General features: G+C 72.5%; 12 protein-coding genes and 2 pseudogenes. 8 read left to right on the top strand and 6 right to left on the bottom strand.

Annotated features, from left to right (window positions below):
• The 4 genes and pseudogenes from AB0M52_RS19175 to AB0M52_RS19160 all read left to right on the top strand — a co-directional run.
• Positions 1–985 (top strand): annotated as a pseudogene (locus AB0M52_RS19175) (MFS transporter); the annotation flags it as partial.
• Positions 982–1,539 (top strand): hypothetical protein, encoded by a 558-nt coding sequence (locus AB0M52_RS19170; RefSeq protein WP_363955187.1) that lies wholly within the window; start codon positions 982–984, stop codon positions 1,537–1,539. The pseudogene AB0M52_RS19175 and the gene AB0M52_RS19170, both read left to right, overlap by 4 nt.
• Complete coding sequence (locus AB0M52_RS19165; RefSeq protein ID WP_363955184.1) at positions 1,536–2,705, top strand: M23 family metallopeptidase; 1,170 nt, start codon at positions 1,536–1,538, stop codon at positions 2,703–2,705. Before AB0M52_RS19170 ends, AB0M52_RS19165 begins: the two co-directional genes overlap by 4 nt.
• A 13-nt stretch (positions 2,706–2,718) precedes the next feature.
• Complete coding sequence (locus tag AB0M52_RS19160; RefSeq protein ID WP_363955181.1) at positions 2,719–3,318, top strand: hypothetical protein; 600 nt, start codon at positions 2,719–2,721, stop codon at positions 3,316–3,318.
• Between the two features lie 2 nt (positions 3,319–3,320).
• Here the strand turns inward: AB0M52_RS19160 and AB0M52_RS19155 are convergent, their stop codons facing one another.
• Complete coding sequence (locus AB0M52_RS19155; RefSeq protein ID WP_363955196.1) at positions 3,321–3,878, bottom strand: hypothetical protein; 558 nt, start codon at positions 3,876–3,878, stop codon at positions 3,321–3,323.
• 198 nt (positions 3,879–4,076) lie between these two features.
• Here AB0M52_RS19155 and AB0M52_RS19150 point away from each other — a divergent pair, with 198 nt between their 5' ends.
• On the top strand, positions 4,077–6,638 hold the full coding sequence (locus tag AB0M52_RS19150) for an FtsK/SpoIIIE domain-containing protein (protein ID WP_363955179.1): 2,562 nt from the start codon (positions 4,077–4,079) through the stop codon (positions 6,636–6,638).
• Positions 6,635–7,357 carry a hypothetical protein gene (locus AB0M52_RS19145; RefSeq protein WP_363955176.1) on the top strand — a complete coding sequence of 241 codons (723 nt, stop codon included), beginning with the start codon at positions 6,635–6,637 and terminating at the stop codon, positions 7,355–7,357. The genes AB0M52_RS19150 and AB0M52_RS19145 overlap by 4 nt, the downstream gene beginning before the upstream one ends.
• A 64-nt stretch (positions 7,358–7,421) precedes the next feature.
• Here AB0M52_RS19145 and folE read toward each other — a convergent pair whose 3' ends face one another.
• The 4 genes from folE to AB0M52_RS19125 all read right to left on the bottom strand — a co-directional run bounded on the left by folE (position 7,422) and on the right by AB0M52_RS19125 (position 11,313).
• Positions 7,422–8,090: a GTP cyclohydrolase I FolE gene (gene folE, locus AB0M52_RS19140; protein ID WP_363955193.1), complete on the bottom strand. Its 669-nt coding sequence runs from the start codon at positions 8,088–8,090 to the stop codon at positions 7,422–7,424.
• A 41-nt stretch (positions 8,091–8,131) separates the two neighbouring features.
• A complete protein-coding gene (gene ftsH / locus AB0M52_RS19135) occupies positions 8,132–10,147 on the bottom strand; it encodes an ATP-dependent zinc metalloprotease FtsH (RefSeq protein WP_363955190.1) in 2,016 nt (671 codons plus the stop codon).
• Positions 10,148–10,500: 353 nt separating this feature from the next.
• Positions 10,501–11,076: a hypoxanthine phosphoribosyltransferase gene (gene hpt, locus AB0M52_RS19130; RefSeq protein WP_363955174.1), complete on the bottom strand. Its 576-nt coding sequence runs from the start codon at positions 11,074–11,076 to the stop codon at positions 10,501–10,503.
• A gap of 99 nt (positions 11,077–11,175) precedes the next feature.
• The gene (locus tag AB0M52_RS19125) at positions 11,176–11,313 is read right to left on the bottom strand and encodes a hypothetical protein (RefSeq protein WP_363955171.1); all 138 of its coding nucleotides are present in this window, start codon (positions 11,311–11,313) and stop codon (positions 11,176–11,178) included.
• Positions 11,314–11,465: 152 nt separating this feature from the next.
• Between AB0M52_RS19125 and AB0M52_RS19120 the strand changes: the two genes are divergently transcribed.
• The gene (locus AB0M52_RS19120; RefSeq protein ID WP_363955168.1) at positions 11,466–12,434 is read left to right on the top strand and encodes a helix-turn-helix domain-containing protein; all 969 of its coding nucleotides are present in this window, start codon (positions 11,466–11,468) and stop codon (positions 12,432–12,434) included.
• A 44-nt stretch (positions 12,435–12,478) separates the two neighbouring features.
• Here the strand turns inward: AB0M52_RS19120 and AB0M52_RS19115 are convergent, their stop codons facing one another.
• Positions 12,479–13,777, bottom strand: a complete 1,299-nt coding sequence (locus tag AB0M52_RS19115) for a gamma-glutamyltransferase (RefSeq protein ID WP_363955165.1) — start codon at positions 13,775–13,777, stop codon at positions 12,479–12,481.
• Between the two features lie 18 nt (positions 13,778–13,795).
• Between AB0M52_RS19115 and AB0M52_RS19110 the strand changes: the two are divergent.
• A pseudogene (locus tag AB0M52_RS19110) lies at positions 13,796–13,885 on the top strand (transcriptional regulator); the annotation flags it as partial.

Genomic DNA, 13,885 nt, shown 5'->3' with positions numbered 1-13,885 from the left:
GGTCACGGAGCACTTCGGTGACGTCAGCGTGCCGCTGGCCAAGCTCGCCGACTGGCTCGACGGGCAGCCGGCGCTCCGCGCGCTCAACGCCGACGAGCAGCAGTGGATGACAGTGGCTGCGCAGATCGAGCGGGAAGACCCGGAGGCGTACGAGTATCTGCAGGGCGTACGAGACATGGACCGGGTAGGGGCTGGATTCATCGCCGTACTCGCCGCCCTCCTGTTCGCGATGTTCGACCTGACCGCCTCGCTGCTCGTGCTGCTCGGCTTCCTGATCTTCCGGTGGGCGGTGATCGCCGCGCCGATCCTGGGCACGATCGGCCTGCTCCGCCCGGCCAGCGCCGGTCTGCGCCGGCTGGGCAACGCGGTGGTGGCCGCCATCTTCAACATCGCGATCTTCGGCACCGGGGCCGCCATCTACCTCTTCGCGGTCGATCTCATCATGAGCACGGCCACCCTGCCCGGCTGGCTTCAGGTGGTGCTGGTCTGGCTGTGCGGCGTGGTCGGCTGGCTGCTGCTGCGTCCGTACCGGCGGATCACCCAACTCGGCGGCAAGGACAGTAGCGAGGCGGTCAGTTCGGCCGGCTCCTGGCATCGCCGGTTTTTCCGGGACATGCGCACTGCTGCCCGGCTCGACATCGCCGAACCCGGTGGCACGACGGAGCCGACCGTGGGACGGCGCCGAGCAGCGCCGGTCGAGCAGCCCAAGGTTCGTCCAGAGGCCCGGCCGGACCCGGTCCCGAGCGGCGCACCAGCCGCCTCGGAACGTAGGGACGGACGGAAGGCCACCGGTGCCCCCGCCCCGGCGGAGGAGCGACGCCCCGAAGGCCGACCCGTCGCGCCTCGACCGCGCCGCCGGCAGCCCGCCTCGTGGACCGAGCCGGACGTGCCGGATGAGAACCCGTCCTTCGCCATCTACCGCCCGGGTTCAGCAGAGCGGGCCCCCGAGAAGCCAGCGCCCCGGATCCGCTCCGAGGCACGGTGAGCGCGGTGCGACGGGCCGTCGAGTTCCTAGTCACCCGGCTACTGCGATCTCGGTTGGGGGTCGCCCTCGGCATCGCCGTGCTGATTCTCGGCGTGGTGGGGGCGGCCCGGCTGGTCGCCGGCCCCGGTGACCCCTTGGCCGGGCTGAGCAACCGCCCGTCCGAGCCGATCACCACCGTGCATCCGACCACCGGCGACGACGGCGCGATCTCCACGACCACCGCCCCGTCGCCGGTCACCCGCCCCGGCGAACCGACCCCGAAGCAGGTCGCGGAGCGCTTCGTCGCGGCCTGGCTCGGCGCGCCCGGCCGGTCTGCCGCCAACTGGCGCGGGGGCCTGCGTCCCCTGTCGACCGACGCCCTCACCGACAAGCTCGCCGGCGCCGAGCCAGCAGATGTGCCGGCCGGCGAGGTGACGGGCGACGTGACCGTACGTCCACGCAGCGAGACCTTCGTGGAGGCGCTGATTCCGCTCGACACGGGCGGGCTCCGGCTCGAACTGGTGGCGCCGGACGGGCGATGGCTGGTGGACGCCGTGGACTGGGAGCAGGCATGAGTGACGAGAACCGCCCGCGCCGCCGGCCGATCCGGGTCGGCGCGCTCGCCGCCGCGCTCACCGCGACACTCGCGCTGCTCTGCTGCACCGGTGGCGCCGGCGCCTTCTTCCTCACCGAGTTGGGCGGCGACGGGGCCGAGCAGTTAACCCCGGCGAGCATGGAGTGCACCGGGGACTTCGAGGTCAACGTGACCGGCAAGATGCCCCGATTCCCCCAGTACGGCGAACGTCAGCTCCGCAATGCCGCGGTGATCATCAAGGTCGGCCAGGAGATGAAGGTGCCACCGCGGGGCTGGGTGATCGCGGTGGCGACCGCCATGCAGGAATCCCGGCTGCTGAACCTGGCCAACCGTACGGTCAGCGAGTCACAGGACATTCCCCACGAGGGTGTCGGTGCCGACCACGACTCGGTCGGCCTGTTCCAGCAACGCCCGTCCTGGGGCACCGTCGCCGAGCGGATGAACCCCGCGTACACGTCCCGCAAGTTCTACGAGAAGCTCGACGACGTGCCCGACTGGGAGAAGCTGCCGCTGACCGTGGCCGCTCAGCGGGTCCAGATCAGCGCCTTTCCGGACGCGTACGCCAAGCACGAGGAGTTGGCCTCGCGCATCGTCGACGCGCTGGCCGGCGGCGCGGCCCGGACGGCGCTGATCGCCGGGCAGGAGGTGTGCGACGCCGCTGCGTCGGGTGAGATCGCCGCCTCCGGCTGGACCGCCCCCATTCCGGGCGGCGTCGGCTCCGGCTTCCGGACCGCCAGCCGTCCCGGACACAACGGAGTGGATATTGCCGCGCCGAAGGGCACCCTCATCCGGGTCGCGGCATCCGGCCGCGTCGTGTTCTCCGACTGCGACCCGGACCGGAGCGGCCGGCACAGCTGTGACGTGGACGGCTGGCCGGGCAAGGGTGGCTGCGGGTGGTTCGTCGACGTGCTGCACGCCCAGGGCATCGTGACCCGCTACTGTCACATGGTCAGCCGTCCCCGCGTCGCCGAAGGGGACACCGTGCAGGCCGGTGAGGTGATCGGCGAGGTGGGCAGCAGCGGCAACTCCTCCGGGCCGCACCTGCACTTCGAGGTGCATACCGACGGCGACCGCAACAGCCGGAGCGCCATCGATCCAGTGCCGTTCATGCGGGCGAAGGGCGCGCCGCTGCGGAGCATCGGGTGAGGCGCCGACCGCCATGACCGGCCCGATGCCCGACCCCTTCGCCGACCAGCCGGACTGGGCACCGCAGCCACCCCGCCCGATCGAGATCGTCCCGGCCGCCGGGCGCGTCGAGTTGCGCGGGCAGCGCGTGCTGGTCGGGCTGCCCGGCCTGGGTTGGCGGGGTGACCTAAGAGCCGACGAACGGGTGGTGCAGAACAGTCGCACCTACGTCCCGGTCATCCCGGAGCACGAGTGGTACCGCGCCGAGTCCGACCAGGTGGAGGTCTTCGCGCCGCTGGTGCCGGTCGAGCGGGTCTGGGTCGAGACGGTGGGCTCGCGAGCGACACCGGCGTCAGCGGAGGGCAGCAGCATTCGACTGGTCTCCCTGGACGCTCCGGCACACCGGGCACCGACGCCGGTTTTCGAGGCGGACGCGGTCACCGGCAGGCGGGTCGTCCACATGGTCGACACCGTTGAGCACCGCGACCTGCGGGCCGTCACCGAGACCTACTCGGGCACCGAGGGCGATATCTGCGTTCGAGTCGCACCGGAGGTGGAGTGGTATCGCTGGGCCTGGCGCGGCCAGCCGCCGACCACTCTGGAAGTCCCCGTCCATCTGCTGTGGGTCGAGTAGGGTCAGTCGTCCATCACCCCGGAGCAGACCCGCCACACCTCGTCTAAGCGAGTGGTGAACGTCCACGACTGCCGGTCGTACTGTCTGATGCCGTCGACCCGAGCGGAGAACAAAAGCTCGACTCGCACTTCGGCCTTGTTGCCATCCCGCTCTGCCAGAACGTTTCCCCAACTAATCGACATATTGGTCCCGAAACGCTCCTCGCGAGCCGCCAAATCGCTTCTTAGTAGGCGAAGCTGTTCCAGGTTGGTGCCGTCATCGCAGGCGAAAAGGTCGGCTCGGACGTCGTTGTGGTCCACCAGGAACGCCCGCAGGTAGCTGTCCACAACCACGGTTGGGGAGCTGCGGTCGGGGGTGGTGGCGCGGTCGTAGAGGAGGTAGCCGGTCACTCCTCCGCCCACGCACGATACCGCGAGCACTGCAGCGACCACCGTCAGCACCGTACGAAGCCGCCGCCGGGGCGGCGGTGGGGCCGGCGCGATCGCGGGCGGCGCCAACTCCTCCGGCGGGGTCCGTTGCGCCGGTACGCGGGAGACCTGGGAACCGGCGGGGGGCGGCACTGATTCCACCCCCTGAGGCTATCGGCTGGACGCGGTAGACCCAATGCCCCAGATTCAGCAGATCGTGACGGACCCCTGCCGACCGGTGAGATTCACGACAACACCGGCGCATCGCCGCCGCACATCCCGGAGCACGGGGGTCCGCTGGGATACCGTCGTGCGTGCTCGGCGAGTGGGTGCCGACCTCGGGCGGAGGGGGTGGACACGGTGGGCGGTCCGAAGGCACGGACGCTCCGCGCCGCCGCGTTGCACCGCCGGGCTGCCGCGACGGTCGCCGCAGCGGCCACCGTCCTCGACGAGACCCGTCCCGCCCCGGCCGACCAGCGCCGCCAGTACGCGCTGGCCGAGCGGCTGCGGGCCGCGGCTGCGGTCCTCGCACCCGGCTGGGCGGGTGCCACTCTGGACGCCGTCGAGCCGGCCGCCCCGGCCGGGGAGGGTCCGCCACCCTTCGTCCGGGTCGGCACCGCCGCGCCGCTGGACGATGCCCGTTTCCCCGCGCTGGTTCCCCTGCTCGGCGCCGGTCACCTCACGGTGGACACCGACGTACGCGATCCACGGGTGGCCGGGCTGCTGCGGGCCGTACTGCTGCGGTTGGTGGCGGCGACGCCCGCCGGGGCGCTGCTGGTCCGGGCGGTGGACGCGACCGGTGCGACGCTGGCACCGTTCGCGGCGCTCGGTGACGCCGGGGTGCTCTCCCCGCCGGCCACCGACGCCGCCGGGCTGCGGGCCGTGCTGACCGAGGCGGAGCAGTGGGTGACGCCGGGTTCGTCCGGTCCCCGCCGGCACGACCGGTCGTTGCTGTTGGTGGTGGCCGCGCTGCCCGAGCGGACCGGGCCGACCGACCTGGCCCGGATCGAGACGCTCGCCGAGCAGGGGCCGGCCGCCGGGCTGCACCTGATCGTCGCGGGCTGGCCGCCGGCCGGCCGGGAGCCCCTGCCCGGTGCCACGAGGGTGGCGATGCGCACCGCGTACGCGCTGGTCGGCGATCCACCCGGAGCCGCGTTCGCCGTCGCCGGCACCGACGGAGGGCTGAACTCGCCGGTCTTCGTCGAACCGGATCCGCCGGCCGAGTTGGTCGAGACCGTCTGCCGGCGGCTCGCCGCCCAGATCGAGGCCGGCAGCCGGCTGTCCCTGGCCGGCCTGCTGCCACCGCCGGAGGACGAGCTGTGGCAGGCGGACGCGACCGAAGGGATGAGCACCACGGTCGGCGACGCCGGTGGCCGGCCGGTCTCCCTCGGGTTCGCCGAGCTGACCCCGCACTGGCTGGTCAGCGGCCGGTCCCGGGCCTGCCGGTCCAGTTTCCTGACCACCGCTCTGCTCGGTCTCGCCGCCCGGTACGGCCCGGACGAGCTGTCGTTGTACCTGGTGGACCTCGGCGAGGGCGAGTCCTTCGCGGAATTCCTCCAGACCGAGCGGGACCGGTCGTGGATCCCGCAGGTCCGGGCCGCGGCGATGGCCGCCGACCGGGAGTACGTGCTGGACCTGTTCGACCAGCTGACGGCCGAGGTGCAACGGCGTACGGAGGCGTCCGCCCGGGCCGGTGGTCAACGCTTCGCCGAGCTGCGCCGGCACCGTCCCCTGCCCCGGGTCGTCTGTGTGGTGGAGAACCTGCCGTTGCTCTTCGCCGAGCGGGACCGGCTGGCCGCCGACGCAGCCGCCCGGTTGGACGCGCTGACCAGGACCGGTCGGGCGTACGGTGTGCATCTGATCCTGGCTGGCGAGGGTGACCTGGGCCTGGGGGCCCGCACCGACGGCGGGCAGCGGGATTCGCTGCTCGGCCAGTTCCCGGTTCGGGTGGCACTGCCCGGCGGCGGGGCGGTGCTGGAACCGACCAACGACTCGGCGGCTGGGCTGCCGGTGGGCAGCGCAGTGGTGAACACCGCCGGCGGCCTCGGTGGTCCACGGGGGGCGATCCGGGGCCACGAGCGGATGGTCCGCTTCCCCGATCCACCGGACGAGCCGGACGCCGTGGAGCGGCTGCGGCACCGGCTCTGGGCGGCCCGCACCGAGGGCTCCGGACCGCCGGTGGTCTTCGCCGGATACGCCCGCCCGCTGCTGCGTAACGATCCCCGCTACCGGGCGGCCGTGGCCGGACAGGCGCTGGCCCCGGCGGCACTGCTGGGACGAGTGGTGGACGCCGCGCGGAGCACGGCGGCCGTGCCACTCGGGCCAGCCGCCGGGCGCAACCTCGCCGTCCTCGGCCCCCGGCCGGAGGCGACCCGGCTGCTGGCGACGGTTGCCGGCAGTACGGCGGTCCATCACCCGCCGGGTACGGCGCGGTTCGTGGTGGCCGCGCCGGACGCCGAGGCGCGGCCGCTGGCCGACGATCTCGCGGCCGAACTGGCCGAGCGGCACCCGGTGGACACCGTGGACCTCGCCGGGCTGCTCGCCGTCGTGGACGCCGGGGAGCCCGCCTACCTGGTGGTCTTCGGCCTGGACGTGGCGCCGCCGGAGCAGCTGCCGCCGCCACGGCTGCGGATGCTGCTGCGGGACGGTCCACCGGCCGGGCAGCACCTGCTCGGCTGGTGGCGTACGGTGCCGTCGTTCGCGGCGTTGGTCGGGCCAGAGGAGACAGTCGACAAGCTGACCGCCGTGGCGGTGGCGGGCGTACCCGGTGCCCAGCTCACGCCGCTGTTCGGTCGACCGGTGGAGTGGCGGCCCCGGCCCGACCGGGTGGTGCTGTGGGACGGCCCCGGTGAGCGCGGCGTCGTGCTGGTGCCCTACGACGCGCCGGATGACGAGGACGGTGAGCCGGCATGACCCGCAGCCAGTCGACGGCCGCGACCGTCGGACCGGGCCGGCAGCGAGCGGCCGGCACGCCGGCCGCCCCGACCGGGGATCCGGTGCCGGCCGCGTGGGCCGACTATCTGGCCGCCGCCCGCCAGCTCGACGGGGTACGCCGTGACGCGGCGACCGCCGCCGGCGAACAGGCCCGCAATGTCCAGGCCGCCCGGGATGAGCTGGCTGCGGTTCGTACCCGGCTGGCGCCGCAGGAGGCTCGGCTGCGCGAGTTGGGCGTACCACCGATCTCGCTGATGCCGACGCCGCCCGAGCTGACCGAGGCGAGCCGGTCGATGGCTGGCGGGCCAGCGGCGGTGCTGGCGGCGTTGCGGGATGCCCGGCGCTGGGCGTACGCCGCAGACGACACGCTCGCCGCCCGTGGCCTGTCCCGGGTGGCGCACTGGCCGTCCCGGCCGCGCAACCTGCTGGTGTACGGGCCGCTGGGGCTCCTCGCTCCGCTGCTCCTGGTGGTGGTGCACCTGCTCGCCGGCACCAGCCCGCTGACCGTCCTGGCGCTGGTGGTGGGGCTGCCGGCACCGGCGGTCGCGTTCGGACTGGGCTGGCTCGCGGTGGGGCGGCTGTTCCCGCCCCGACCCGGCGAGCGGGTGGACCGGACGCCCCGCTTCGGCGCGCTGGTCTGCCTGGTCCCGGCGGTGGTGACCACCGCCGGGATCGTCCTGGCGATGCTGGCCGCGTGACGGGCCGGCCGGGTGGTCGGCCGTCGGCGGAATGACGAGCGGCTAGCGGGCGGCGTCCCGCCGGTCAGCGGGGGATGATCAGGGCCATCGCCTCGGCGCGGGACTTGGCATCTCGCTGGAGAGTGCCACGCACCGCCGAGGTGATCGTCTTGGCACCCGACTTCTGAATGCCGCGCATCGCCATGCACATGTGCTCGCACTCCAGGACGACCACCACGCCGCGCGGCGCCAGCCGCTCCATCAGCAGGTCCGCGATCTGGGAGGTGAGCCGCTCCTGCACCTGCGGCCGGCGGGCGAAGACCTCGACCAGCCGGGCCAGCTTGGACAGGCCGGTGATCCGCCCGTCGGGCCCGGGGATGTAGCCGATGTGGGCGCTGCCCCGGAACGGCAGGAGGTGGTGCTCGCAGAGGCTCATCACGTCGATGTCCCGGACCAGGACCAGTTCCTCGTGGTTGGCCTCGAAGGTGGTGGTGAGCACCGTGGCCGGGTCGACCCGCAGGCCGGCGAAGAGTTCCGCGTACGCCCGGGCCACCCGGGCCGGGGTCTGCTGGAGGCCGTCGCGGTCCGGGTCCTCACCGACCGCGATCAGGATCTCGCGGACCGCCTTCTCGATCCGGCCGAGGTCCATGGTGTCCTCGACCGGACGGCCGGTGAGCCGGCCGTTGACCAGCCGCGCGGCGATGTAGTCGAGGCTGTCGGCGTCGGTGTCGGGCTCGGTGGCGGAGGCGGCCAGCCCCCGTTGCTGCTGGGGACCGGCCGCCGTGTCGTCGGTGCTCAGTGCGAACCGTCCGAGTTGTTCGAGCTCGCTCCGCCGACCGCGGCCTGTGCGCCGTCGGCCTCGGCCTGCACCTTGAGCGCCTCCTTCTCCGCCGGGGTGAGCACGGGCGGCTCGGTGGAGGGCCGCCGCTTGCCGAAGCCGTTGTACGGAGCCATCGGCGGCCGCTTGGCCACCCGGGCGCAGATCCGGGCCATGTCGGCGGTGGAGAGGGTTTCCTTCTCCATCAGCTCGAGCACGATGTTGTCCAGGACGTCCCGGTACTCGACCAGGATCTCCCAGGCCTCGTCGTGGGCCAGCTCGATCAGCGCCCGCATCTCACCGTCGATCTCGGCGGCGACGACGTCGGAGTAGTCCCGCTCGTGGCCCATGTTGCGGCCGAGGAACGGCTCGTCGCCGCTGGTGCCGTACTTGATCGCGCCGAGCTTGGAGCTCATGCCGTACTGCGTGATCATCGCGCGGGCCAGCTGGGTGGCCTTCTCGATGTCGTTGCCGGCACCGGTGGTGGGCTCGTGGAAGACGAGTTCCTCGGCGGCCCGGCCGCCCAGCGCGTACGCCAGGGTGTCGATCATCTCGGCGCGGGTCTGGGTGTACTTGTCCTCGGTGGGCAGCACCAGGGTGTGGCCCAGCGAGCGCCCACGCGACAGGATCGTCACCTTGTGCACCGGCGCGGCGTGCGGCAGCGCCCAGGCGACCAGCGCGTGCCCACCCTCGTGGTACGCGGTGATCTTCTTCTCCTGGTCGCTCATCACCCGGGTACGCCGCTGCGGGCCGGCGATCACCCGGTCGATCGACTCCTCCAGCGACTCGTTGCTGATCGCCCGCTGGTCCTTGCGCGCGGTCAGCAGAGCGGCCTCGTTGATCACGTTGGCCAGGTCGGCGCCGCTGAAGCCCGGCGTCCGCTTCGCCACCGAGTCGAGGTCGACGTCGGGCGTGAACGGCTTGCCCTTGGCGTGCACCCGGAGGATCGCCTTGCGGCCCTCCATGTCGGGGGCGTCGACCGGGATCTGCCGGTCGAACCGGCCCGGTCGCAGCAGCGCCGGGTCGAGGATGTCCGGCCGGTTGGTGGCGGCGATCAGGATGACGCCGCCCTTGACGTCGAAGCCGTCCATCTCGACGAGCAGCTGGTTGAGGGTCTGCTCGCGCTCGTCGTGACCGCCGCCCATGCCAGCGCCACGGTGTCGACCGACGGCGTCGATCTCGTCGACGAAGACGATCGCGGGGGCATTCGCCTTGGCCTGCTCGAACAGGTCGCGGACCCGGCTGGCGCCGACACCGACGAACATCTCCACGAAGTCGGAACCGGAGATCGAGTAGAACGGCACCCCGGCCTCGCCGGCGACCGCGCGGGCCAGCAGCGTCTTACCGGTGCCGGGCGGGCCGAAGAGCAGTACGCCCTTCGGGATCTTCGCGCCGAGCTGCTGGTACTTCCCCGGGTTCTGCAGGAAGTCCTTGATCTCGTGCAGCTCCTCGACGGCCTCCTCGGCCCCGGCGACGTCCGCGAAGGTGGTCTTCGGCGTGTCCTTGGTGATCATCTTGGCCTTGGACTTGCCGAAGTTGAGCACCCGGGAGCCGCCGCCCTGCATCTGCGACATGAAGAACAGCAGCAGCAGCACGAGCAGCACGATGGGCAGCAGGTTGACCAGCAGGCTCACCCAGATGCTGTCAGACGACACCTCGGTGTCGGCCGGCCCGGTGACCCGGTTGTTCGCCTTGGCGTCGAGGACCTGGTTCCAGACCTCGTTGCCGACCTCGTACGGGAACTGGGCCTCGATCAGCTTGGTGGTGGTCTTGTCGAACTGGGCCTCCTCGGCCAGTTCAAGCTGGATCGTCTGTTCCTTGTCTTGGAAGACGACCTTGTCGATGCCGCCCTTGTTGAGCTGGTCGAGCGCGACGGACGTGTCCACCCGGTGGTAGCTGGGACCAGCGGTGAACAACTGACTGAGCACGACGGCGCCGAGGATGACCAGGATGACCCAGAACACCGGTCGGCGGAAGAAACGCGTACGTTCCATGCTGTTGTCGAGCGCCGAGACGCCCGCATCCTCCTGATCGACGTCCTGACCGACTGTGGGTGTCGCCACTTAAGCGGCTGCCGGAGCCGCCGTGCGGGCCGGCCTCGACCCCGGGCACGAATTGTCGCGCCACGGTCATTCGACGGTACACCGTGCGCGACGGATGTGAGCTGGCGAGCCCAGCACTTACGCGTAGGGCGAACCGGGAGTCAACCGGCGTGGTCGGGAGCGGTTCTCCCCACCACCGCGCTCAACGGTAGCCCGATCAGCTGAAAGCCGGCTGAACGTCGACCGGACCGGCGGCCGGGCGGGCCGGCGGGCACCGGAGGCACCGGGGCCGGACGAAGGCCAGGTCAGGAACGGGCGTAGACCTCCGGCTTGAGCACCCCCACGTACGGCAGTTCGCGGTAGCGCTCGCCGAAGTCGAGACCGTACCCGACGACGAACTCGGTCGGGATGTCGAAGCCCACGTATTTGACCGGCACCTGCACCTTGACCGCGTCCGGCTTACGGAACAGCGCGACCACCTCGACGCTCGCCGCGGACCGGGACTCCAGGTAGCGCAGCAGCCAGGAGAGGGTCAGCCCGGAGTCGACGATGTCCTCCACGACGACGACGTGCCGGCCGGCGATGTCCCGGTCGAGGTCCTTGAGGATGCGCACCACCCCGGAGGAGGTGGTGCCCTGCCCGTACGACGAGACGGCCATGAACTCCAGCTCGGCGGGGGGACCCTGGCGGCCGAGCGCCCGGGCGAAGTCGGCCATGAACATGACCGCTCCCTTGAGCACGCAGACGAGCAGCAGCCCGTCGGAGACGTGGGCGTAGTCCGCGGAGACCTGCTTGGCCAGTTCCGCGGTCTTCTCGCGGATCTGCGCCTCGGAAATGATCACGTGGTCGATGTCGGCGTCGTACCAGGAGCCGTCAGCCATGACCCTAGCCTGCCGTACGCCCCGGGTGGGCCGTCGGCGGGGCCGCCCCTTTCGAGGCGGCCCGGGCCCGGGTTTTTCGGGCGAAGTGGATCAATCGCCTCAGCAGGGGCGGGATCGCCACCGGCGACCACCGTCGGACGGCTTCCAGTCGGCCGAGTCCCGACTGTCGGAGGTCATCCCGACGGCCGAGGCCAGGGCGAGGAAAAGGACGAAGAGCAGCAGGAACAGGAATCCCATGGCGGCGCTCGCTTTCGCGTGTTTGCTGGTGGTTTGACGCCGCCGGTGCGCACCGGACTCATGCCAGTCTGCGCGCCTCGCCAGAGGCCGGACAGTGGCAGGAATGCCATCCATGCTCGATTTTCCGCCACCCGGGCGGTTACCCTCGTCACATGCTCCGCTCCGTCGCCGTACTCGTCCTGGACGGGGTCGCCCCGTTCGAGCTGGGCGTGCTCGCCGAGGTGTTCGGCACCGACCGCACCGCCGACGGCCTGCCCGGCTACCGCTTCGACGTGTGCAGTCCGCAGGGCGCCACGGTGCGCACCTCCGCCGGTTTCCACCTGGTGCCGAACGCTGACCTGGGCCCGGTCGAGGAGGCGGATCTGGTGGCCGTCCCCGCGCACGACCCCACCACCACCGCGCCGCCGGCGGTGCACGACGCACTGCGCCGGGCCGCCGACCGGGGGGCGTACCTGTTCAGCGTGTGCGCGGGTGCGTACCTGCTGGGCGAGGCGGGGCTGCTCGACGACCGGGAGTGCACCACCCACTGGCGGCACGTCGACGAGTTGCAGCGCCGGCACCCGGACGCCCGGGTCCGCTGCGACTCGCTCTACGTGCAGGACGGCCGGCTGCTCACCAGCGCCGGCACCGCCGCCGGCATCGACGCCTGCCTGCATCTGGTACGCCAGGAGCACGGCTCGGCCACCGCCACCCGACTGGCCCGCCGGATGGTGGTACCGCCCCACCGCGACGGCGGGCAGTCCCAGTACGTGGAGGCGCCGATCCCGAAGGCACCGCAGGCACCCACCCTGGAGCCGGTACTGGAATGGCTGATGGGGCGGCTGGACCGGCAGATCACCGTCGACGAGCTGGCCGCCCGGGCCGGCATGGCGCCGCGTACGTTCGCCCGCCGGTTCCGCGCGGAGACCGGTACCACTCCGCACGAGTGGCTGACCAACCAGCGGGTCCTGGTGGCCCGGCGGCTGCTGGAGGAGACCGGGCTGACCGTGGAGGCGGTGGCCGACCGGTCCGGGTTCGGCGACGCCGCCGCCCTGCGGCACCACTTCACCCGCCGGGTCGGCGCCACCCCACACGCCTACCGCACCACGTTCCGCGACCGCGACCACGCCCCCGCCGGCTGAACCAGCGGGAAGTGGCGGTCGCGGTCGCCCGTACCGGCGGTGGGTCAGAAGCCGCCGATTCCCCCGTCGACCCGGGACTCCGAGCCGGCGACGTACCCGCCGTCGGCGCGGCGCCAGATCGCCTGGCCGTACCCGAAGACGGTCGGCTCGGGCGCGACGGCGATCTCGTGGCCCCGGGTGCGCAGGTCGGCGACGAGGTCCGGGCCACCCGGCCCGGTGGCCATTTGCTCCTCGACGAGCACCGACCGGCCGGCGTGCCAGTACCACCGTGGCGCGTCGAGTGCCGCCTGCGGGTCGAGCCCGGCGTCCAGGGTCGCCGAGATCAACTGCACGTGGCCCTGCGGCTGCATGTGCCCGCCCATCACCCCGAACGGCCCGACCGGCGTCCCGTCCCTGGTCAGGAAGCCGGGGATGATGGTGTGGAACGGCCGTTTCGCCGGGCCGACCACGTTCGGGTGGGCGGCATCCAGCCGGAAGCCGAGGCCACGGTTCTGCAGCGCGAAGCCGTACCCGGGCAGCACCACGTGCGAACCGAAGGACAAATAGGTGGACTGGATCAGGCTGACCATCATGCCGCCCGCGTCGGCCGTGCAGAGGTAGACCGTCCCGCCGCGCTCCGGCTCGCCGGCCACCGGGTCGGCGGCTTCCTCATTGATGCCCGCCCGACGGGCCGCCAGGTAACCGGGCGCGAGCAGCGCCGCCGTCGGCACCGGCATCCGATCGGGGTCGGCGACGTGGGCGTGCGCGTCGGCGAAGCCGAGCTTGACCGCCTCGATCTGCCGGTGCACCCACTGCGCCGCCGCACCCGGCTCGAACCCGTCCAGAATGCCCAAAGCGAGCAGCGCGGCCAAGCCCTGCCCGTTCGGCGGCAGCTCCCACACCTCGTGTCCCCGGTAGCGCACCGACACCGGCTCGACCCAACTGGAGGCGTGTGCCGCCAGGTCGTCGACAGTGAGCAGCCCACCGGTACGGGCCGCGTGCTCGGCCAGGGCGGCGGCGATCCGCCCCCGGTAGAACTCCTCCGCCCGGCTCTCGGCGATCAACCGGAGGGTCCGCGCCGCGCCCGGGTTGCCCCACCGCTCCCCCGGGCGCGGCGCCCGGCCGGCCGGTGCGTAGACCTGGGCGAACTCGGCGTACTCCGGGCCGGTCAGCCCGGCGTGCCCGGCGACCGCCCGGGCCCAGGCGGTGGCGGTCGCGGTGGAGACGGGGTGGCCGTGCTCGGCGTACCCGATGGCGTCGACGAACAGGTCGGCGAAGGGCATCGAGCCGAACCGGTCGTGCAGGTCGCGCCAGCCGGCCGGCACGCCCGGCACCGTGACCGGCAGCCAGCCGCGGGCCGGCATCGCCGGCCCCGCGGGTACGCTGACGGTGACGTGGTCGCCCGCGAGCAGACCGTACGCGGTCACCGGGGGCGGGGCCGCCCGGCCAAGGTGTTCCTGCTGACCGACGCC

This window comes from Micromonospora sp. NPDC051296, from assembly GCF_040682255.1.
Classification (GTDB): domain Bacteria; phylum Actinomycetota; class Actinomycetes; order Mycobacteriales; family Micromonosporaceae; genus Micromonospora; species Micromonospora craterilacus.
The sequence above is the reverse complement of the archived record's forward strand: the minus strand, read 5'-3'. Positions and strand labels throughout refer to the sequence as shown.